Source organism: Lactobacillus sp. (assembly GCF_051873315.1).
Classification (GTDB): domain Bacteria; phylum Bacillota; class Bacilli; order Lactobacillales; family Lactobacillaceae; genus Lactobacillus.
Genome location: NZ_JBJEES010000154.1, coordinates 1 through 19,430 on the forward strand (window position 1 = coordinate 1; position 19,430 = coordinate 19,430).

Annotated in this window: 18 protein-coding genes and 1 pseudogene; 8 read left to right on the plus strand and 11 right to left on the minus strand. The window is 49.3% G+C overall.

What is annotated here, in order from left to right:
• Positions 1 to 335, plus strand: a 335-nt coding sequence (locus ACI32D_RS09305) for an AI-2E family transporter (RefSeq protein WP_439776290.1), incomplete at its 5' end; no start/stop codon positions are given.
• Between the two features lie 122 nt (positions 336 to 457).
• On the opposite strand, the gene ACI32D_RS09310 is transcribed toward ACI32D_RS09305, so the two are convergent.
• The gene (locus ACI32D_RS09310) at positions 458 to 1,405 is read right to left on the minus strand and encodes an LCP family protein (protein ID WP_439776291.1); all 948 of its coding nucleotides are present in this window, start codon (positions 1,403 to 1,405) and stop codon (positions 458 to 460) included.
• A 60-nt stretch (positions 1,406 to 1,465) separates the two neighbouring features.
• Positions 1,466 to 3,724 (minus strand): HAD-IC family P-type ATPase, encoded by a 2,259-nt coding sequence (locus tag ACI32D_RS09315; RefSeq protein WP_439776292.1) that lies wholly within the window; start codon positions 3,722 to 3,724, stop codon positions 1,466 to 1,468.
• 194 nt (positions 3,725 to 3,918) lie between these two features.
• Between ACI32D_RS09315 and ACI32D_RS09320 the strand changes: the two genes are divergently transcribed.
• Entirely contained in the window at positions 3,919 to 4,770 is an 852-nt protein-coding gene (locus ACI32D_RS09320; protein ID WP_439776293.1) for a LysR family transcriptional regulator, read from the plus strand.
• A 134-nt stretch (positions 4,771 to 4,904) separates the two neighbouring features.
• Positions 4,905 to 6,089, plus strand: coding sequence for a class I SAM-dependent methyltransferase (locus tag ACI32D_RS09325; RefSeq protein WP_439776294.1), 1,185 nt, complete (start codon positions 4,905 to 4,907; stop codon positions 6,087 to 6,089).
• Positions 6,090 to 6,136: 47 nt separating this feature from the next.
• Here ACI32D_RS09325 and ACI32D_RS09330 read toward each other — a convergent pair whose 3' ends face one another.
• Both ACI32D_RS09330 and ACI32D_RS09335 read right to left on the minus strand, forming a co-directional pair.
• A complete protein-coding gene (locus ACI32D_RS09330; RefSeq protein WP_439776295.1) occupies positions 6,137 to 7,639 on the minus strand; it encodes an ABC transporter substrate-binding protein/permease in 1,503 nt (500 codons plus the stop codon).
• 22 nt (positions 7,640 to 7,661) lie between these two features.
• On the minus strand, positions 7,662 to 8,402 hold the full coding sequence (locus ACI32D_RS09335; protein WP_439776296.1) for an amino acid ABC transporter ATP-binding protein: 741 nt from the start codon (positions 8,400 to 8,402) through the stop codon (positions 7,662 to 7,664).
• 517 nt (positions 8,403 to 8,919) lie between these two features.
• Between ACI32D_RS09335 and ACI32D_RS09340 the strand changes: the two genes are divergently transcribed.
• Positions 8,920 to 9,528, plus strand: a complete 609-nt coding sequence (locus tag ACI32D_RS09340; RefSeq protein WP_439776297.1) for a DUF4230 domain-containing protein — start codon at positions 8,920 to 8,922, stop codon at positions 9,526 to 9,528.
• Positions 9,529 to 9,612: 84 nt separating this feature from the next.
• Here ACI32D_RS09340 and ACI32D_RS09345 read toward each other — a convergent pair whose 3' ends face one another.
• From ACI32D_RS09345 to eno, 5 genes and pseudogenes are all read right to left on the minus strand, one after another.
• Complete coding sequence (locus ACI32D_RS09345; RefSeq protein WP_439776298.1) at positions 9,613 to 10,209, minus strand: DUF6693 family protein; 597 nt, start codon at positions 10,207 to 10,209, stop codon at positions 9,613 to 9,615.
• Positions 10,210 to 10,268: 59 nt separating this feature from the next.
• Complete coding sequence (locus ACI32D_RS09350; RefSeq protein WP_439776306.1) at positions 10,269 to 10,955, minus strand: hypothetical protein; 687 nt, start codon at positions 10,953 to 10,955, stop codon at positions 10,269 to 10,271.
• 81 nt (positions 10,956 to 11,036) lie between these two features.
• Positions 11,037 to 11,102 (minus strand): annotated as a pseudogene (locus tag ACI32D_RS09355) (zinc-ribbon domain-containing protein); the annotation flags it as partial.
• Between the two features lie 34 nt (positions 11,103 to 11,136).
• Complete coding sequence (locus ACI32D_RS09360) at positions 11,137 to 11,526, minus strand: DUF2752 domain-containing protein (protein WP_439776299.1); 390 nt, start codon at positions 11,524 to 11,526, stop codon at positions 11,137 to 11,139.
• A 161-nt stretch (positions 11,527 to 11,687) separates the two neighbouring features.
• On the minus strand, positions 11,688 to 12,965 hold the full coding sequence (gene eno, locus ACI32D_RS09365) for a phosphopyruvate hydratase (protein WP_002879863.1): 1,278 nt from the start codon (positions 12,963 to 12,965) through the stop codon (positions 11,688 to 11,690).
• Between the two features lie 304 nt (positions 12,966 to 13,269).
• Between eno and ACI32D_RS09370 the strand changes: the two genes are divergently transcribed.
• Positions 13,270 to 14,106, plus strand: coding sequence for a DegV family protein (locus ACI32D_RS09370; protein ID WP_439776300.1), 837 nt, complete (start codon positions 13,270 to 13,272; stop codon positions 14,104 to 14,106).
• A 96-nt stretch (positions 14,107 to 14,202) separates the two neighbouring features.
• Here the strand turns inward: ACI32D_RS09370 and ACI32D_RS09375 are convergent, their stop codons facing one another.
• Positions 14,203 to 14,790 (minus strand): phosphatase PAP2 family protein, encoded by a 588-nt coding sequence (locus ACI32D_RS09375; RefSeq protein WP_439776301.1) that lies wholly within the window; start codon positions 14,788 to 14,790, stop codon positions 14,203 to 14,205.
• 247 nt (positions 14,791 to 15,037) lie between these two features.
• Between ACI32D_RS09375 and ACI32D_RS09380 the strand changes: the two genes are divergently transcribed.
• Positions 15,038 to 15,862 (plus strand): hypothetical protein, encoded by an 825-nt coding sequence (locus tag ACI32D_RS09380; protein ID WP_439776302.1) that lies wholly within the window; start codon positions 15,038 to 15,040, stop codon positions 15,860 to 15,862.
• Between the two features lie 70 nt (positions 15,863 to 15,932).
• Here the strand turns inward: ACI32D_RS09380 and ACI32D_RS09385 are convergent, their stop codons facing one another.
• Positions 15,933 to 16,835, minus strand: coding sequence for a LysR family transcriptional regulator (locus ACI32D_RS09385; RefSeq protein WP_439776303.1), 903 nt, complete (start codon positions 16,833 to 16,835; stop codon positions 15,933 to 15,935).
• Between the two features lie 403 nt (positions 16,836 to 17,238).
• Between ACI32D_RS09385 and ACI32D_RS09390 the strand changes: the two genes are divergently transcribed.
• Together ACI32D_RS09390 and ACI32D_RS09395 are read left to right on the plus strand one after the other, a co-directional pair.
• Complete coding sequence (locus ACI32D_RS09390; protein WP_439776304.1) at positions 17,239 to 18,978, plus strand: ABC transporter ATP-binding protein; 1,740 nt, start codon at positions 17,239 to 17,241, stop codon at positions 18,976 to 18,978.
• The coding region (locus ACI32D_RS09395) for an ABC transporter transmembrane domain-containing protein (protein WP_439776305.1) at positions 18,975 to 19,430 on the plus strand (456 nt) is incomplete at its 3' end. The genes ACI32D_RS09390 and ACI32D_RS09395, both read left to right, overlap by 4 nt.

Sequence of the window (19,430 nt, forward strand, 5' to 3'; positions counted from 1 at the left end):
TGATTCCTTACTTTGGCCCGATTTTGGGCTATGGGATGGTAATTTTAGCCTGCACCCTCAGCCAGAACATGACGGCCCTGATCGTGGGGATGATCATTCTCCTCTTGATCCAGGCGATTGACGGCAATATCCTCAACCCCAAGCTTTTGTCTTCAGCCATCCATATCCACCCCCTGTACGTTATCGCCTGCGTGATTGCCGGCGGGGCCATGGGCGGCTTTGTCGGGATGCTGATTGCCGTCCCAATGGGGGCCTTGCTGAAAACTGAATTCGAGCGCTTGATTGCCTACCGGCAAAAGCAGCTGGACAAAAGCAAGCAGGTAAGGGAAGATTAATCAGCAAGCAGTAAATAGTATAAGAACAAAGTAAAAGGACTCGCGAAAGCGGGTCCTTTTTGGTCAGATTAAACAGTAATAAGTATCAAGCATTTAGTATTTAGTAGTTAGTTAAATTTGCCTTACTGGCCATTAGCCAGCTGGACCTTTTTCAGGCCTGCTGCCTGCCGAACCAGGTCGCTGATTCTCTGCCGCTCTGCCAGGCTAATGTGCTGGTAGGAGACTCCATCTTGGTTAAAACCGGTTCCGTGGGTGTAGTCGGTTTCCAGCTGGTCGCCGCTGGCCCGGTAAGACTTGGCCATCTGGGTCAAGTCACTGAAAGTCAAATCAGTTCTGACCTGGCTGGAGACAGAATTAAGGAAGGCAGGCTTTAAGAGGCTCTGGACATCGGCTCCGCTCTTAATAATGGCGGTCAAAACCTGTCTTTGCCGTTTTTGCCGGCCGTAGTCGCCTTCTGGGTCGTCATAGCGCATCCGGCAGTATTCCAGGGCCTTGTCCCCGTCCATGTGGGTCGTCACGCCCTTTTTGTAGCTGTAGCCTTCGTAGTCAAAGCTCATGAGGGGAGTGATGTCGACTCCGCCCAGCTGGTCGATGATTGACTTCATCCCGCCCATGTTGATCAAGGCATAAGTATTGACTGGAATCTTGAAATACCGGTCTAAGGTCTGGCTGAGCAGCTTAACCCCGCCATAAGTATAGGCGGCATTGATTTTAGAAGGGGAGTATTGCGGATATTGGGGGAAGTTGACCTGGAAGTCCCGCTCGATGCTGACGATGGTTGACTTCTTGGTCTGGGGGTTGAGGACTAAGACCATGATGGAGTCGGTCCGTCCCTTGTAGTTTCGGCCCAAGGCCCCGGTGTCAGTCCCCATCAAGAGTACGACCAGGGGCCTGTTTTTCTTTAAAACTTCCTCCTTGCTGCCATTTTCAGCCGCCTTTAAGCCGCTTTTTTGGTAGGACCGGCTTACGGCTCTTTCCACATTGAAGTAGCTGTAGGCCAGCATGCCGGATAAGATGACCAGCAACAGAATTGCCAGACTCATGATGATTCTAAAAATTCGCTTACGCATTAAATTCTTCTTTCCCTGTAAAGTTAATTGGCAAAAAATTAGCAAACACACATTTATTTGTTACTTGTTCTTCATGACCGGCTGGTAGACCAGATCGATCAAGACGGCGGCCAGGAAGGCCACGGCCAGTGAGGTTAAGAGCTCCTTGATCCCGATGGCCGGCATGGCGATCCCGCAAAGAGCCAACAGGCAGGTCAAAAGAACATCGGCGATCTGGACACTGGCTACCGGCTTAGATGGGGCAGACTGCCAGAAGAAGCGCTTGGTCCGGGTGATTAGGACGATCATCATGGCGCTCATAACCAAGAAAACGTAGACCATGGTGCCAACTTGATCATGATTTACCCCGGCCTTTGTTAAGGCAGACACGAATGCAAAGCCAATGACGGTCCAGGCAGCGGCCAAGGAAAAAGCGATTTTAGCCAGCTTGCCCATGTCCCAGTTTTCCGGCTTATAAGTGATGTGGGTATTGTCGGTCCCAATCATCATGGTGACCATGTTGTTCATGATCGTGTAGATGACCATGGCATTCAAAGCCATCGGCAGATAGCCGAAAATAAGGTAAGAGAAGGTCAAGAGCATGGTCAGTTCCGCAGTTCTAGCCAGTTTGGTCAAAGACCAGGTGGTCATCCGCTGGTAAACCCGGTGGCCGGCATCCAGGATCTTGACGATTGGAGCCAGGCCGTCGTCCAAAAGGACCATCTTGCTGCTCTTTTTAGCCACGTCAGCGGCATTTGACACGGCGATGCCGACTTCAGCCTGCTTGAGGGCAGGGGAGTCGTTGACCCCGTCCCCGGTCATGCCGACGATGTAGCCGGCCTTTTGGAAGTATTTCACCATAGCCAGCTTGTCTTCCGGCAAAACATCAGCAATCCCGGCCAAATCTTCAGCCTTTACTCCCTCTTTAAAGTCGCTGATGGAGATGACTTTGCCAGTCAAGCCGACTTCTTCAGCCACGCTGGCGGCGGTTTTCTGATTGTCCCCGGTCAGCATGATCGGCTTGATCCCCCGCTTGACCAGTTCGGCCAAGGCAGCCTTTGAATCAGCTCTGACCTTGTCTTTAGTGATAAAAATCCCTGCCAAACGGTCATCGAGCAAAATCCCAACTGACCGGCCCAGGCTGAGGTCGACAGTCGCCAATTTTCCAGAAACAGCCGGATCAATCTTGCTGAGCTGCTTGACTGAACCCAGCTTGACGTCGTGGCCGCCAGCTTGCCCCTCAGAATAGCCCTGGCTGGAAGTGAAGGGGGTAAAAGTTTCTGCTTCTTTAACTCGAATCTTTTTCTCTTGCAGATAGTCCATTAAAGCCAGGTCGATTACGCTTTGGTTGCGCTGGTCGATGGCCAGGCTGGTCAAGGCCAGGACTTCTTCATTTGAGAGCTTTGAAAAATTCGCAAAAGAGGCAACGGCTGTCTTATTTTCAGTAATGGTCCCGGTCTTGTCCAGCAAGAGCAGGTTCAAGTTAGCCGCGTCTTGAATCCCGGTCAGGTCACTGGTCAAAACGCCCTCTTTAGACAGGCGGGTAGCCTCAAAGGAGTTGGAGAGGGCAAAAGTTGACGGCATGGCTACCGGAATAGAAGCGATGAACATCATGGCCAGGAAGGGCAGCATTTCCAGGACGTTTTCGCCCCGGATCACGGCCGCGATCAAGAGGATAACCGTCAAGACTCCGTCCAAAAGGCAGAGGTAGTAGATGATCTTGGTCAAAAGCTGTTGCAGGTGGCCAGGTGCCGCGGACGTGTTGATCAAATTGATGGTCTGTCCGCTTCTTGAATTGGTCCCGGTCGCGCTGACCCTGCCCAGGGCTTCACCATCCATGACGGTCGTGCCCGCAAAGGCAGTGGAGCCAGCTTTTTTGTGAACATTCTTGGCTTCCCCGGTGATTGAGGATTCATCCAAGGTCAAGTCCCCGTCCAAAAGGTCAATGTCGGCAGCTAAAATGTCCCCTCTTTGCAGGTTGACAATATCGCCAACTACCAGATACTTGGAGTCGATCTTTTGCCAGCGGCCGTCTCTTAAAACGGCGACTACGGGGGTCAGCTGCTGGGAAATCGAGCTCAAGACCTTGCGGGACTTCTTCTTCTGCGTGGCTCCGTTGTAGGCGGCAAAGAGCAGCATGAGCAAGACGAAGAGGGACTGGATCCACTTGCCCAGGGCACATTCAAGCAGCAGGGCTGCTTCCAGAATCCAGGCACTGAGATTCCAGAGCTTGCCGGCAAATTCCTTCCAGAAGCTGAATTCCGGTTCCGGGACTTGGTTGAGCCCGTCTTTTTTAAGGCGCAGGTCAGCTTCGGCCTGCGTCAAGCCTTTTTCATTCATTCTAAACATCTCCTTGTAATTATTCTTCAGTCGTGACGTGTTACGTATAGAAGTTATTTTTCTCACTGTTTATTGTAGCCCCTGGGTTGATATAAATAAAATACTGATTTATGATGTAAGATATCTAAAAAGTTGATATCTGTTAACTGGAGAAAGCAAAGAATAAGAATGATGAAATAGAAAAGAGAGGAAAAATGAATTTCAAGCAGCTTAATTACTTTCTGGTCGTAGCTGAAGAAGGGCAGATTACTTCAGCTGCCAAGCGGCTCTTTGTCGGCCAGCCGGCCCTCAGCTACCAGTTAAAGCAATTAGAAGAAGAATTGGGGGCAAAACTTTTTGTCCGCCAGCCCTACGGAATCGAACTGACTGAAGCTGGCAAGAAGCTGCGGGATTATGCTAGCCAAATATTGACCTTAGCCAAAAATGCCCAGACCGAAATTACTGAGCTGGACCAAGGAAGTCGGGGGAGAGTCAAACTCGGTTCCGTCTCTTCTTCAATCGGTGAACTCCCTTCAGCCCAATTGACGGCTTTTGCCCGCCAGCACCCCGGCGTCTCCTTTGATATCTACGAAGACAATACCTTCGGGATCCTGGACAAGCTGCAGGGCAATCTGCTGGACTTGGCCATTGTCCGCACCCCCTACAACCGGGTCAACTTGAATTTTGTCGACATCAGTGATGAGCCGATGACCGCGGTTACCTGCCAGAATTTTTTCCCAGGCAAAGAAAAAGTAGGCCTAAAAGACCTGGCCGGCCAGCCCCTGGTCATCTACCGCCGCTTTGAGGACATGTTCAAGGAAGCTTTCGCGGAAAAAGGCTTGACCCCAAATTTCGTGGTTACGTGCGATGATTCCAGAACCGCCATCCGCTGGAGTGACTCCGGCCTGGGGCTTGCCTTGGTGCCAGAATCAATTGCCAAAACTTACGCCAAAGGCCGCCTTTACCCGGTTGACCTGGCCAAATGGCGGACCCGCCTGCAGCTGGTCTGGCGCAAAGACCGGGTGGTCACCCCGCTTATGCGGCAGATAATCTCCCTCTATAATTAATTTGCAAGCTGGTATGACAATAAAGTATTATGAAAAAACGGATTTTTACATTATAATAGATAATGATAGTCTTTTTCATTATTTGCTGGAGTTGGCTGAAAAAAACAAATGCATCATGAAAGAGGGAATGCTAAATGTTGGAAAAGACCTTTTATAAGACCCTGCTGAGTCACTCCTTCAACATTCCAGTCAAGGTCAATTACTGGGATGGCAAGTCCGACCTGTACGGCGATGGTGATCCGGAAGTAACCATTACTTTTCATGAAAAGCTTCCGGTCAAGGAGATCACCAGCAACGCCTCCCTTGCTTTGGGTGAAGCTTACATGGACAAGAAGATCGAGGTCGACGGCAGCCTGCAGAAACTGCTCACGGCGGCTTATGAAAGTTCTGAAAGTTTTATGCGGTCGGCCAAATTCCGCCGCTTTTTGCCTAAACAAAGCCACTCAGAAAAGCAGTCAGCCAGTGATATTCAGAGCCACTATGACGTCGGCAACGACTTTTACAAGCTCTGGCTGGACGACAGTCTGACTTATTCCTGCGCCTATTTCACAGATGGCAATAAAGATGACCTAAAAGCTGCCCAGTTGGCCAAGGTCCACCATATTTTAGACAAGCTGCATCCAGATAAGGGCAAGACTCTCTTGGACATTGGCTGCGGCTGGGGCACCTTGATGCTTACGGCAGCCAAGGAATACGGTTTAAAAGTCACCGGCGTTACCTTGAGTGAAGAACAATACCGGCTGGTAAAAGAAAAAATTTCCGAGCAAGGTCTGGAAGACGTGGCTGAGGTCAAGTTGACCGACTACCGGGAACTGGGTGACCAGGAATGGGATTACATCACCTCTGTAGGGATGTTTGAACATGTCGGCAAGGAAAACATGGGCCTTTACTTTAAAGATGTCGCTCGCTACCTTAAGAAAGACGGGGTGGCCTTGATTCACGGGATTACCCGTCAGCAGGGCGGAGCGACCAACGCCTGGATCAACAAGTATATTTTTCCGGGCGGCTATGTGCCAGGCCTGGAAGAAATGGTTGGCCACATCGTGGAAAACGGCTTGCAACTGGCAGATATCGAAATGCTGCGCCGCCACTACCAGCGGACTTTGGAAATCTGGGACCAGAATTTCAACCTGCACAGAAGCAAAATCCAAGAGGAATTCGGGGAACGCTTTACCCGGATGTGGGACCTTTACCTGCAAGCTTGTGCCGCTTCTTTTGAATCAGGCAATATCGATGTCATGCAGTTTCTTTTGACCAAGGGCCCTTCTGGCAAAAATCTGCCAATGACCCGGGACTACATGACTGGTCATAGAGCTTAAAAATGCAAAGCAAAAACTGGAAGCCGAATCAACGGTTTCCAGTTTTTTTATGCCCGACTTGAAGTCAGGTTCATCCGCCGTTCAAAGTAGTTGAGCAGACGGGTCAGAATAAAGGTAACCACGAAGTAGATGCACATGGTGATAAAAAGTGGCATAACCCCGCGGTAGGTCGCGGTTTGAACCAGGCCGGTCTCGTACATCAATTCCCCAACCCCGATGACGGAAACCAGGGAGCTGTCCTTGGTCAAAGTGATAAATTCATTGCCCAGGGCTGGCCAGATGTTCTTCAAGGCCTGAGGGAAGACCACGTAGCGGTAGGTCTTGGCCTGGCTGAGGCCCAGGGACCGGGCAGCTTCCGTTTGCCCCTTGTCCACGGAATTGATCCCGGACCGGATGTCTTCAGCCACGTAGGCCCCGGAGTTAAGGCCGATGGCGATGATCCCGGCAGCCAGGGCCGGCATATTTTTGATCAGCATCCCTACCCCGAAGTAGACGAACATGATCTGAACCATCTGCGGGGTGCCCCGGAGAAATTCGATGTAGCAAACGGCGATGGCGTGCAGAAGCTTGTTTTTAGACAGGCGCATCAAGGCAAAGATGACACCCAGGATTAAACCAATCGTGATGGAGCAAATCGTAATGATCATGGTGTAGCCCAGGCCTGTAGCAAAGTAGCTGGCGTATTTGCTCATGGAGTTGTTCGTCTTGCTTGAGGCCTGCTTCATGGCCTTGGCAGCGGCGGGGATGTATTTCTTGTTAAAAAGGTCCTGCTTTTGGCAGTTGTTGATGGTCTTGTTGATGGCCTTGACCAGGTCGCCTTGCCCCTTGGCTATACCGACAGCGTTGCCCATCTGAGCCTGGCTGAGGCTGGACTTGACCAAGGAAAGGGAAGTGTCGTTAGTGGCGTAAGTCTTGGCGTTCAGTTCACCCAATAAAACCGCGTCAACCTTGCCGGACTTAAGGGCCATGAGCAGGTTGCTGATCTTGGCCAGGCCCTTAAGCTTGATTCCGCTCTTAGCAGCGTTTTTCTTCAAAGAAGTGTATTGAAGCGACCCAGTTTGGGCACCAACCGTCTTGCCCTTGAAGGAAGAAGTGCTGGTGTATTTGGCCTTGTTGGTCTTATTGATGACAAAGTAGTCGGACTTTTCAGCGTAGTAGATCTTGGAGAAGTCGATGCTCTTCTTCCGTTCTGCCGTTGGCGTCATCCCGGAAATGATGACGTCGATCTTGCCGGTTTCCAGGGCAACCAGGAGGGAGTCAAAGTCCATGTTCTTGATTTCCAGCTTGACTCCCAGGTCCTTGGCGATTTGCTTGGCCAATTCCACGTCGACGCCGACGTACTTGTTTTTGCCGTTGACGTTCTTGGTAAATTCCAGTGGTGGGTAGTCAGCTGACATGCCGACGACCAATTTGCCGGACTTTTTGATCTTCTTCATGACCGTCCCACTGGCCACTTTCTTGCTGCTTGCGGCATCAACAGCTGGAACTGCCGCGGTAAAGAGACCGGCCAAGAGCAGGAGGGCGGTCATAATTTTAAAAAGTTTCTTCATCTTGCTTCTCATCCTTTGCTAGCTACGCTTCCAAAATCTTTGCCAAAAAGTCCTTGGCCCGGTCACTTTGCGGGTGGTCGAAGACCTGATCTGGACTGCCTTTTTCCAAGAGGTAGCCGTCGGCCATGAACCAGACTTCATCAGCGACTTTTCTTGCAAAGCCCATTTCGTGGGTGACGACGACCATGGTCATCCCGGTTTGGGCCAAATCCTGCATGGTCTTTAAGACTTCCCCGACCATTTCCGGGTCTAAGGCACTGGTTGGTTCGTCAAAAAGCATCATGTCCGGCTGCATGGCTAAAGCCCGGGCAATGGCGACACGCTGCTGCTGGCCGCCGGACAGGCTGGCCGGAGAGTGGTCGGCAAAGTCATCCAGACCAACTTTTGTCAGGAGCTCATGGGCTAATTTATCAGCTTCCTGGTCGCTCATTCCCTTGACCTTCATCGGGGCCAGCTTGACATTTTCGATGACGGACATGTTGGGGAAGAGGTTGAAACTTTGGAAGACCATGCCCATCTTCTGCCGCAATTGGTCCAGCTCTTCTTCTTTAAGGTCGGTCAGTTCGGTGCCTTCAAAAATTACCTGGCCGCTGGTCGGCTTTTCCAAGAGGTTAAGGCAACGCAAAAAAGTACTCTTGCCTGAACCAGATGGGCCAATAACCGTGATGACTTTTCCTTTTTCGATGACGGCATTGATGTCCTTGAGAACTTCCTTGTCGCCGTAATTCTTCTTCAGATGCTTAACTTCGATGATCTTGTTCATGTTTAATCCTTCGTCTAAAAGGACACAAGCAATGAAGAGCTGACAAGCGGCAAAGTTCTGGGCAAGAGTACTTAAAAATGTTCAAGTTGACAGTAATGAAATACTGGAGCCAATGAGCGACTTATGACTGTGACAGCTTTTCATTGCCAGTCCTTGCCTTGCAATGAAACAGCTTCAGTCACCATCATGGATGGTGCTATGTTCGGTGGTGGTAAGTCCTCGTCCTCATTTTGATTTGCTCCTTTTTGAAAAAATAAAAAGTAAAGTAAAGATAAACTTGTAATTAAATCTCTTATTGATTTTTAATTTTAGCGCAAACAGAAGGCAGATGCAAGAGCAAATGACAACTTTCATGAAAAATGTTGTAAAAATAAGTAAAACAAGCAGATATCCGTATACAGCTAGGAAAAGCAGCTTTTTCCCGGCAAATTACTAAGATATTTAGAAATGACGGCCTTTCTGATTGTTTTTTTCAAGCTGCCTTGCTATGATAGGGGGCACGTAAGGAGGGACTTTTTTGCAAAAAAGAACAGATAAAGGGTCCGGCAGAAGGACAGGATTTCTCCAAAAAATAATCGGTATCTTGATTGCTATGGTATTTTTGGCCGGCGGGATCATGATCGGCCAGCACTTGCCCAGGAAAAGCCGGGACCAGGTAACGGTAGCCACGGTTTCCGCCAAGTTAAAGGCCATCGGGGAACTGGCGACTGAGCAGTACACCTATACCGGCATTTACAAACTGTCTAACGGGCAGATCCCTTTTATCACCAAGAAGGGATTTACCATGGTCTATACGGCGAATTTCAAGGCCGGAGTCAAGGTCAAGGACATCAAGGTGCAAGTTAATAAAGAGCAGGTAACCGTGACTCTGCCACAGAGCCAGCTGCTGGACAAGAAGATCGACCCGTCTTCAATCAAGTTCTATGACCAAAGCTACGCCCTTTTTAACTGGAACCAAAAAGAAGACATTACTAAGGCTGAGCAGGCGGCTTTAAAGAAGGCAACAGGCGCAGCCAAAAAGTCCGGCCTCTTATCCCGGTCGCAAAAGAATGCCAAGAAACTGATCAAGCAGCTGCTCCAGGGGACCCTGGACGGAAGGAAATTGGTCATCAAGACGGCTGAATAAAGAAAAAAGTAAAAAATAAATAAAATACGGCATAAAAATACGCTCAAATCAGACTGATCTGAGCGTATTATTTTTTGTCAACTGTTATTCTGCAGGACTGTGGTCAACATGGGTGTGGGAGTATTGGTAACGCCACAGCCAGCAATATAGCCAAGGGGATGCCAGGAAGCCAAAGGGAATTGCCAATACAATCACGAAGACAAGTCCCCGCCATAATATGCCTAAGGCAGTCCCGTCATAAATCAAGCGGTCATTGTTAATGATCTGGTGCTTGGTCTGCCAGCGAAGAATCATATTGTGAGTCCATGGGTAGGCCAGGCCAAAAGTCACTACTAAGAACAGGAATTGGACGATGTTGTAGCCAATGTACTGGAAGGTGTTACCGTCAAAGCGGGAATCTTCTGCGCCATTTTCACCTTCATAGTAGGTGTGGTTCATGTTCCATTTTTGCAGGCCAACAGGGATGAAGAAGGCAAAAAGCCCGCAAGTGATAATTGTCAAGAATTCCCACAGAATCCAGTGGCCCAAAAGAGAAGCACCAGTCCCATTAAAAGTTACCCGCTTGCCGTCAACCACCATGTGCTTGGTTCTCCAGCGCTGAATAGCGCAGTTGAGCCAAGGCGCGGCGAAGCCGCAGGTAATGATGGTCAAAAGGGTATAGAGCAGATAAGTGCCAAACAAGGCAGCACCAGTCCCGTCAAAGTAGGAGACAGGGCCTGCTTGACCATTCTTGGCTTTCTCTATTTCTTCCTTTTCAGCTTTTCTTCAGCTTCATGCTTGGCCCGGTAGGTCTGGTAAAAGTCCTGGTAGGCGGCCAGGTCCCGGCTGATGATTGGTTCAACGGCAATGCCTAAGTTCTGCAGCAGGACACGGGAGCAGGTATCGATTCCCCAGACAACGGCCACCCAGCCTAAGATCTTGAAGGTATGTATCAAGGCAGGATTGTAAAAATTATATGAATATGACTGGTTGATCCCCAGACAGCCCAGGAAGGATAAAACTGAAGCCGCGCCAGTAATCCAGCCCCAGACCGTCCGCTTGCTCTCGTCTTTATACAAAACATAGCCAACTGCTACAACGCCTAGGCCAGACCCGACCAGGAAGATGGCTCTGACCAAAAAAGTAGCAACCATGAAAACTGCGTAAAAGATATCATTTAAAGGCAGCAGGTACTGGCCATAGATCCAGCCAGACAGGCGGTTCAGCAGCCACAAAGCCACCGTCATGAAAAGAGGGAAGAGGAGGGCAACGCTGGCAAATTTCTCCAAATTGTCAGGCGTCAAGTAGTCCCGCCAGTTTTCCCAGAAATCTCCTGTCTTTTCGCCAGTCGTCTTTAAACCGGAAGTGATGTCTTTGGCGGCATCATCAATGCCCTGGCCTATTTGCTCGCCCATCTGGTCAATGCTGTTGTCAACCTGGCTTATCACTGATTGATCTTTTGGAGCTGTATCTTTGGCTGGAGCCTTTGCAACTTCTGCCTTAGCATCTGACTCAACTTTTTCAACTGGTGCCCCGCACTTTATGCAAAAGTTGGCACCCTCGGGCAATTTAGTCCCGCAGTGTATGCAATACATTATTCCTCCTAAAATAGATAAAAGCTAAGAAAATTTACAGATTTCTGCCCACGCCAAAACAGACCGCGATAAGGAGAAGGGTAAGCAGAAAGAGAGTTTCCCCCAGCTTGAAATCTTCTTCTCCCTTGAGAACGTAACGGCCTGCCTTATAGAGCAGGTAGATGGCAAAAATCGGCAGCAGGGTCAAGGAAAGGGGATTATACTGCCAAGCCTTGGCAAAATTTCCCTCCAAAATAGCAAGAGCCGCCCGGGTCATCCCGCAGCCGGGGCATAAATAGCCCGTCATTGCCCGAAAAAGACAGGGCAGGCCGTGGCCAGTCAAGTGGTAGCTGGCCAGCAGGGCCGAAGCCGCGGCAATTATGATACTCCCATTGCTGATGACTTCTTTAGCCCGCTGTTTAACACTGCCGTTTTCTATACTCATCTGATTAATACTTTTCTTAGGCATTCTTATCTTTATACAAAATTACAAATTATCATTACTAGTATAAAGAGCAGGGGATTAACTGTCAATTCAACTGGCGGAATTTGGGCACAAAAAAAGATCCGCTTATGCGGATCTTTCTTGAGCTAATCTTTTAATGATTAGTCTTGAGCTGGGAAGAAGTCGAGACGTTCGCCGTCACCGAGTTGTTCTTCGATTCTCAACAATTGGTTGTACTTTTCAACACGTTCTGAACGAGCTGGGGCACCAGTCTTCAGTTGGCCGCCGTTAGTAGCAACAGCGAAGTCAGCGATGAAGGTGTCACCAGTTTCACCTGAACGGTGAGAAATCATGGTGTTGTAGCCGTGCTTACGTGAAATCCGGATGGTTTCCAAAGTTTCAGTTACAGTACCGATTTGGTTCAGCTTGATCAATGAAGCGTTACCTGCGCCTTCCTTGATGGCCTTTTCCAGCAAGCGTGGGTTAGTGCAGATAAAGTCGTCAAGAACGATTTGCAGACGGTCCTTGTGGCTTTGAGTGAACTTAACCATGCCTTCAGTGTCGTTTTCGTCGTATGGGTCTTCCATTGAGATCAATTCTGGGAATTCTGCGAGCAGCTTGTCGTAGTATTCTGCCAATTGGTCACCGTCAAGAACCTTGCCTTCCAGGTGGTACTTGCCGTCTTCCTTGTTGTAGTAGTATGAAGCGGCACAGTCACAAGCGATGGCAATGTCTTCGCCAGGAACGTAACCAGCACGTTCGATAGCTTCGTGCAAAGCCTTCAAAGCTTCTTCTGAGTCCTTCATGTTAGGAGCGAAACCACCTTCGTCACCCAAGCCAGTTTCGTAACCCTTTTCTTCCAAAACCTTCTTCAAGGTGTGGTAAGTGTTAACGATCTTTTCGAAGCCGTCACGGAATGAAGTCTTCTTAACTGGAGTGATCATGAATTCTTGGATGTCGATGCCGTTGTCAGCGTGTTCACCACCGTTGATAACGTTGTGGAAAGTTTGAGGCATTGACAAGTCAGTACCGCCAAGGTAACGGTAAAGAGGTTGGTGGGTAGCCTTAGCAGCTGCTACAGCAGTAGCCATTGAAGTACCCAAGATAGCGTTAGCGCCCAACTTACCCTTGTTTGGAGTACCGTCAAGTTCGATCATAGCCTTGTCGATAGCTGGTTGGTTGAATGGGTCTGCACCTTGCAGTTCGTTGTTGATGGCAGTGTTAACGTTGTTAACAGCCTTCATAACACCCTTGCCGCCCAAACGTGAGCCACCGTCACGCAATTCAACAGCTTCGTTTTCACCAGTTGAAGCACCAGATGGAACTTCAGCGCGGCCAACTACGCCGTTTGACAGAGTAACTTCAACTTCAACAGTTGGGTTACCACGTGAGTCAAAGATTTCTCTAGCATGAACGTTTTCAATAACAACCTTGGTCATTAAAAAATCCTCCTTAAAATACGCTGTTGAAGGAATCCTTCGACAGCAAGAGCATTCGCTCTGTAATTATTTACAAGTTCATTATAGTATAAGCTTGTGAATCCGTAAACAGCTGATTTGTTGAAAACGGATACAATAACCAACTTTTTACAAATTTTACTTTTTGCCAAGAATTTTGCCAGCTTTTTTATCTTGAAAGCGGTTAGTGAAAAAATCCCCCAGTACGGCAAAAACTGTTAAAATAGATTTAGAAACAGGTAAGGCAGAAGAAGCTGCCGGAAAAAAGTAGAATCGGGATAATATTATGGAAAACGTGAGACTGATAGTTGATTCAAGCGCCAATACTTTGAGCGATCCAAGCCGCGGCCTTGAGGTCGTGCCATTGACTTTGACCATCGGCCAGGAAAATTGGCTCGATGACGAGCAGCTGAACATGGCTGCTTTTTTAGGCAAGATGGAAGCCAGCCAGGAAGCAGGCAAGACTGCCGCTCCAAGCATCCAGCGCTGGCTGGACAGTCTGGAAGGCTGCGAGAAGGCAGTGATTGTGACGATCACCAGCGGTTTGTCGGGGACGTACTCTTCAGCCTTGCAGGCCAGAGACATCTATTTAGAAACCCACCCGCATGCCCAGATCGTCGTGGTTGACTCCCGGTCAGCGGGGCCTGAATTGGAAGTAATTCTGGAAGGAATCGAAGAAATTCTTAAAGATGACAAGCTGCGTTTTGCTGACTTGGAAGCAAGAATTGCCGACTACCGGACCCAGACCCACCTGGTTTTCGTCCTCCAGTCGCTGAGAAATCTGTCTTTAAATGGCCGGGTTTCCCCAGCTGTAGCCAAAATCGCGGGAATGCTGAAGATCAATTTGATCGGGACGGCCAGCGTTGACGGTGACCTGCAGCCTGTAACCAAGGCTAGAGGGATGAAGAAGGCCTTGCGGGAACTGGTCAAGCAGATGAAAGAAGAGAAGTACCAGGGCGGCCGGGTAGTGATTGACCACTGCGAAAATAAGGCCGATGCTGAAAAGCTGAAGGAAATGCTTTTGGCTGAATTCCCCGATGCTGAGATTTCCATCCGGCCGATGCGGGGCCTGTGCTCTTTCTACGCGGAAAGAGGGGGGCTCATGGTCGGCTTTCACAATTAAAAGCAAGAATAAAAAGTCCAGAGTTCTGTTAAATTAGAACTCTGGACTTTTTGTCTCTATTATTCTTATCGTCTATTGTTATCGGTACTATTATTTTTACTTCAAAAAGAGGGCGGCGTAGATTGTTTGCACGACTGTAAAACAGAAGACTGACAGAGCAACCGCCCCGATCACGTCAGAAGGGTAATGAGCCCGGAGATTGAGGCGGGAAATGACGACAAAGAGCCAGTAGATGATGAGAAATACGGCGAAATACTGGTCAAACAGCCGGCGCAAAAGAGCGTAGAGAATGAGGCACATGGTTGTCGCCCCTAAGACGTGGCCGCTGGGGAAGCTGTAGCCCTCTTCTTCTGACAGGTGGGCATGAGGGCGGCTGCGCTTGACCAAATGCTTGATGATCACACCCGCCGCGTCGGTCACCCCCAGGGTGGCCAGGACCCAAAGGCCCAGGCGGTAGTTGCCTTCATTTAAGAGGAGGCCGGCGATCAAGACATCCCAGACAATGACCAGTTTTGGCTCGTTGATGAAGGCAATGATCTTCCAAAAAATATTCTTCTGTGTCCGCACCAGTTTCTTGTGCAGCTTCTTGTCCAGGCGGTTGAAGGCCGGAGAGTAGAGAATGTTGAGAATCAAGACCAGCAGGACCAGCCCTGAGATTGTCAGTGAAATAAGGTCGATTCGCAAATTTTCATTTTCTTTCTAACAAAATTTGACTTGTCCAGTTAAAAATACAACTGGACTTTTACGGAAAATATTCTACACGTCAGCGGCTGGAAAATCAACCATCAAAGGGAAGCGCATACAAAGCTGATAAAAGTTGACCAAGTTTAATGAAACCGCTTGCTTCACAAGAGCCTTTTTGTTAAATTAGACCAGGAGAAAATAACAGTTTGTAAGTGATAAACCGTGTTAGGAGCACATTTAGGGAAAAATGAGAACTAAAAAGAGAATATGTGACATGAATGTGGCGATGATTGACCGGCAGAATCTGCCGGTCTTGCTGGCGGAAGGGAAAATCGCGGCCCGGGCGGAAGAAGACTACCAGATAAACCAAAATACGGCCGCGGCCTATGACTTCCAGATGGACCAGCTCTTAGGCAAGTATAAGACAATCGTTTATGATGCTGAATCCGGCTGGGTCTTGCTGAAAAAGAAAACTTGCCGCCGCCTGGTTCATGAACTGAGAAAGAAGGAACCTGCTCATGAACTGACCATCAAAAAGCAGCTCTGCCGGCAGCTTGGGATGTCCGACCAGTACGTGCAGTCCTTTGGCTCGCATGCTTATTTTTCTTTCTTCATCATGCGCCACAAGCCGCTTGACTTGGTGGGCCTGCACCAAATGAAGCGGTTTGAATGCCTGGACAATTGCGGCCTGTTTTTAACTTTAGACCGGCAATACTGCTTCAAGCTGGACATGCCCAGACAGTCAGGCCCGGGCCAGCAGATCCTGCAGGACTGCATCACCCACAATGCCGCCTTTTTGCACGTGGCAGCTGCCCGGGCAGCCAGCTGGGGATGCGAGTTAAAGCCTGTTACCCGCAAGTCACTTTTGAATGACCATGCTTATATCAGAGAAAGCCGGCTGGCAGAAATCAAGGCCATGGACCCCCGGCAGATCCTGGAAGAAGCAGAGGACCACTACTTGAACTACTGCTCTGAAGAATTTTTGAAGGAATTCCGGGCCTGGAACTGGGGCAAGCAGGACATGCGGCAATTGATCAACTACTGCAATAAGTCCTTTAACGAAATCAAATAGGATAAGGCAGAAAAGTGGTAATGAAAAATGCTCATCAAACGATGAGCATTTTTTGCATATGATTATAATTTTAGCCCAGGTTTTGTGCCTTGAGCCAGTTCATCAAGTCCAAAACGTGTTCGTTGAGGACATCCTTGCAAGTAAAGAGGGTCAAGTCTGAGCTGACCTTGACGTCAAGCGGAACCCGCTTTAGGCCGTTAGTTTCGCAATTGTCATCGTCAAGCGGGCCAGCGTATGGCTGGATGGCCAGGCCTTGCTGGGTGTAGACCATCATGGTTTGGGCCACGACGTTGTTGGCGAAGAAGATCCGGCTTTGCTTGCAGTTCTTTTCGATCCGGTCCTGCATCAAGGTAATCAGCGGTGATGAACATGAAAGGTCCAGGAAGACCAGGTCCATGCCATCCAAGTCCTTTTCTGAGAGCAGGTCCTTTTCAGCCAGTGGGTTGTCGCTTGGCACCAGGGTGCACCACTTTAATTTGCCGATCGTGTAGGAGGTGAAGTCCGGGTATTTCGGCATGGCTTCCGGGGTAGACAAAACCAGGTCCAGTTCATGGGAAGCCAACTTTTCAAACAAAACCGGGCTGCTTTCAACGAAGAACTCAATGTTGACGGTATCCCGGCTTCTGCGGAACTGGCGAATGAGGCCAGGAAGGATCTGCTGCTCGGCCAAAATCCCAATCAAGCCGACCTTCAAGGTGATTTGCCCTTCTGACATGGCGATCCGCTTAGCCTTGGAAACAGCGGTCCGGTAGTCGTTAAGCTCGCTCTTGATGCTGTTGTATAAAGACCGGCCAGCCGGGGTCAGCAGCATCTTGCGGCGGGAGCGGCTGAACAGCTGGTAGCCCAGTTGCTTCTCGATTGAGGATATAGCCAGGGAAACCGCTGGCTGGGACATGTTCATGTTTTGTGCAGTCTTGGTAAAGCTCTGCGTCTGCGCGGCGTTTACAAAGATCTCTAGGTGTTCGATTCTCACGGGTTTACTAAGCTCCTCATAATAAAAAGATTGAAATGTCAGATAGATATATGCTACGCGTATCAAACAGTTCTGATATAATAATATATCAATTCCACAAGAAATAAAAACACTTGTTATTAAAAAACTCGAAACTTTTAAAAAAAGCAATTTTTCTCTAACGATTTCTAATTTTTGCGGCTAAAAAGCGCTGCCAAGAAATAGAAATAGAGCTATTTGCGATAAAAAGTGATTTTACTTGATATTATGACTAAACTTTATTGCTAATCAAAGAAAAAATCAAGTGGAAAAGCTGGAAAAATGAGAGACTTAGAAATAATTTTAGAAAAATCCCATTGTCGATTTTAATAAGAATAAAGTATGATAGAATCTTGAAGTATCAAAGAATTTAAGGAAGTGGCATATGAAATACGTCTTTAGCTATCTCAAAGACTTTAAAAAAGAGAGTATTCTGGCTCCGCTCTTTAAGCTGCTGGAGGCTCTTTTTGACCTGTTCGTCCCCCTGGTCGTGGCCAGAATCATCGACTATGGGATTAAAGAAGGAAACCGGGCTTATGTTTTCCAGCAGACCGGTCTTTTGGTAATATTGGCAATTTTGGGCATCAGCGCCAGCATCACGGCCCAGTGGTTCGCGGCAAAGGCCAGTGTCGGCATTGCCAGCCAGCTGCGGCAGGCGACTTTTGACAAGGTCGAAAACTTCAGTTTTGCCAACCTGGACCAGCTGCCGCCCAGCACCTTGATCACCCGCTTAACTAGCGATATCAACCAGGTACAGACCGGCTTTAACATGGCCCTGCGGCTGCTTTTAAGAAGTCCCTTTATCGTTTTCGGGTCAATGATCGCGGCTTTTACGGTCAACTTTAAAGCAGCTTTGATCTTTGCCGTGGCGATCCCGCTTTTGGCCTTGGTCGTTTTTGGCATTATGCTGATCAGCATCCCCCTTTACCGGAAGGTACAAAAGCGGCTGGATGAAATTACCCGCCTAAGCAATGAAAACCTGGCCGGGGTCCGGGTTATCCGGGCCTTTAGAAAAGAAAGATCAGCCGTGGCCAAATTTGATGAAAAGGTCTCAGCCATGACCAAGCTGAACGAGTTTGTCGGCCGTCTGTCAGCTGCTATGAACCCGGTAACCTATGTCATGATCAACATCGCGGCTATCGTCTTGATTCAAGTTGGCGCTGTTCAGGTAAATACCGGCTCCATGGCGCAGGGGCAAGTAGTGGCTCTTTACAACTATCTGGCCCAGATGATCGTGGAACTGATCAAGCTGGCCAGCCTGATTATCACTATCAACCGGGCCTGGGCCTGCGGGGACCGGGTTGGCCAGGTCCTGGCCACGGAAAATGGCTTGACCTATCCAGAAGAAGGGCCTAAGGTCAAAAACAGTCAGGTCGACTTTAAGAACGTATCCTTCACATACCCGGAAGCTGCCGCGCCAGCCGTCGCCGGCTTGACTTTTACAATTAAGCCAGCTTCAACCGTCGGCATTATCGGAGGTACGGGCAGTGGAAAGAGCACCCTCTTGCAGCTGCTCACCCGTTTTTATGACTGCGGGGAAGGGGAAATTAAGCTGGGCGGTACTTCTTTAAAAGATTTGACCAAAGAGGAACTGCTGAACCAGTACGCGCTTGTGCCGCAAAAGGCCCAGCTTTTTGCCGGCAGCATCCGGGACAACTTGCTCATGGGCAATCCTAAAGCCAGTGACGATGATCTGTGGCAGGCTTTGGAATTAGCCCAGGCTAAGGAGGTCGTCTTGGCTAAGCCCGGCCAGCTGGACTTTAAACTGGAGCAGGAAGGACGCAACCTGTCCGGCGGGCAAAAACAGCGCTTAACGATCGCCCGGGCCCTGGTCAAGCAGGCTCCCTTATTGATCCTGGATGACAGCGACAGCGCCCTGGACCTGGCGACGGGAGCGCGCCTGCGGCAGGCTCTGGCCAGCTTAAAGGACGTGACCAAAATCCTGGTTTCCCAGCGGGCTTCCAGCATCATGCAGGCTGACCAGATTCTGGTCTTGGATGATGGCAACCTGGTGGCCAGCGGCAAGCACGAAGAGCTTCTGGCCAATTGCCAGGTCTACCAGGAAATCTACTACTCCCAGTTCCCTGAGGAGAAGAATAATCAAAACAAGGAGGAAACGCTGTGAAGAAGCAAGACAAAAAAATGGACAGCTGGCAGGCAATGAAGCAGCTGCTGCCAATCATCGGCCGCTACCGGCTCCTCTTGGTCATCAGCATCATATTAGCGGCAGTTTCCGTTATCCTCCAGCTTTATGTGCCGATCATTTTTGGCCGGGCCATTGACCAAATCGTTGGCCAGGGCAGAGTTGACTTTCCGGCTATTGGCCAGGATTTGGTCCAGATCTTGCTTTTGGTTCTGGTCTCAGCAGCTGCTACCTGGCTGATGGGCCTTATCAACAATAAACTGACTTACCGGACTGTCCAGGACATCCGGGAAAAGGCCATTCGGCAACTGCAGCTTTTGCCTCTGTCATATTTAGACCAGCACCCAAGTGGGGACATCGTCTCCAGAATCATCGCGGACACTGACCAGCTCTCTGATGGTCTTCTCTTGGGCTTTTCCCAGCTTTTTACCGGG

Excerpts from the sequence above, each read along its gene's own strand:
- ACI32D_RS09310 (WP_439776291.1), bottom strand. The coding sequence starts at position 1,405 with ATGCGTAAGCGAATTTTTAGAATCATCATGAGTCTGGCAATTCTGTTG.
- ACI32D_RS09315 (WP_439776292.1), bottom strand. The coding sequence starts at position 3,724 with ATGAATGAAAAAGGCTTGACGCAGGCCGAAGCTGACCTGCGCCTTAAA.
- ACI32D_RS09320 (WP_439776293.1), top strand. The coding sequence starts at position 3,919 with ATGAATTTCAAGCAGCTTAATTACTTTCTGGTCGTAGCTGAAGAAGGG.
- ACI32D_RS09325 (WP_439776294.1), top strand. The coding sequence starts at position 4,905 with ATGTTGGAAAAGACCTTTTATAAGACCCTGCTGAGTCACTCCTTCAAC.
- ACI32D_RS09330 (WP_439776295.1), bottom strand. The coding sequence starts at position 7,639 with ATGAAGAAACTTTTTAAAATTATGACCGCCCTCCTGCTCTTGGCCGGT.
- ACI32D_RS09335 (WP_439776296.1), bottom strand. The coding sequence starts at position 8,402 with ATGAACAAGATCATCGAAGTTAAGCATCTGAAGAAGAATTACGGCGAC.
- ACI32D_RS09360 (WP_439776299.1), bottom strand. The coding sequence starts at position 11,526 with ATGAGTATAGAAAACGGCAGTGTTAAACAGCGGGCTAAAGAAGTCATC.
- eno (WP_002879863.1), bottom strand. The coding sequence starts at position 12,965 with ATGACCAAGGTTGTTATTGAAAACGTTCATGCTAGAGAAATCTTTGAC.
- ACI32D_RS09370 (WP_439776300.1), top strand. The coding sequence starts at position 13,270 with ATGGAAAACGTGAGACTGATAGTTGATTCAAGCGCCAATACTTTGAGC.
- ACI32D_RS09380 (WP_439776302.1), top strand. The coding sequence starts at position 15,038 with ATGAGAACTAAAAAGAGAATATGTGACATGAATGTGGCGATGATTGAC.
- ACI32D_RS09390 (WP_439776304.1), top strand. The coding sequence starts at position 17,239 with ATGAAATACGTCTTTAGCTATCTCAAAGACTTTAAAAAAGAGAGTATT.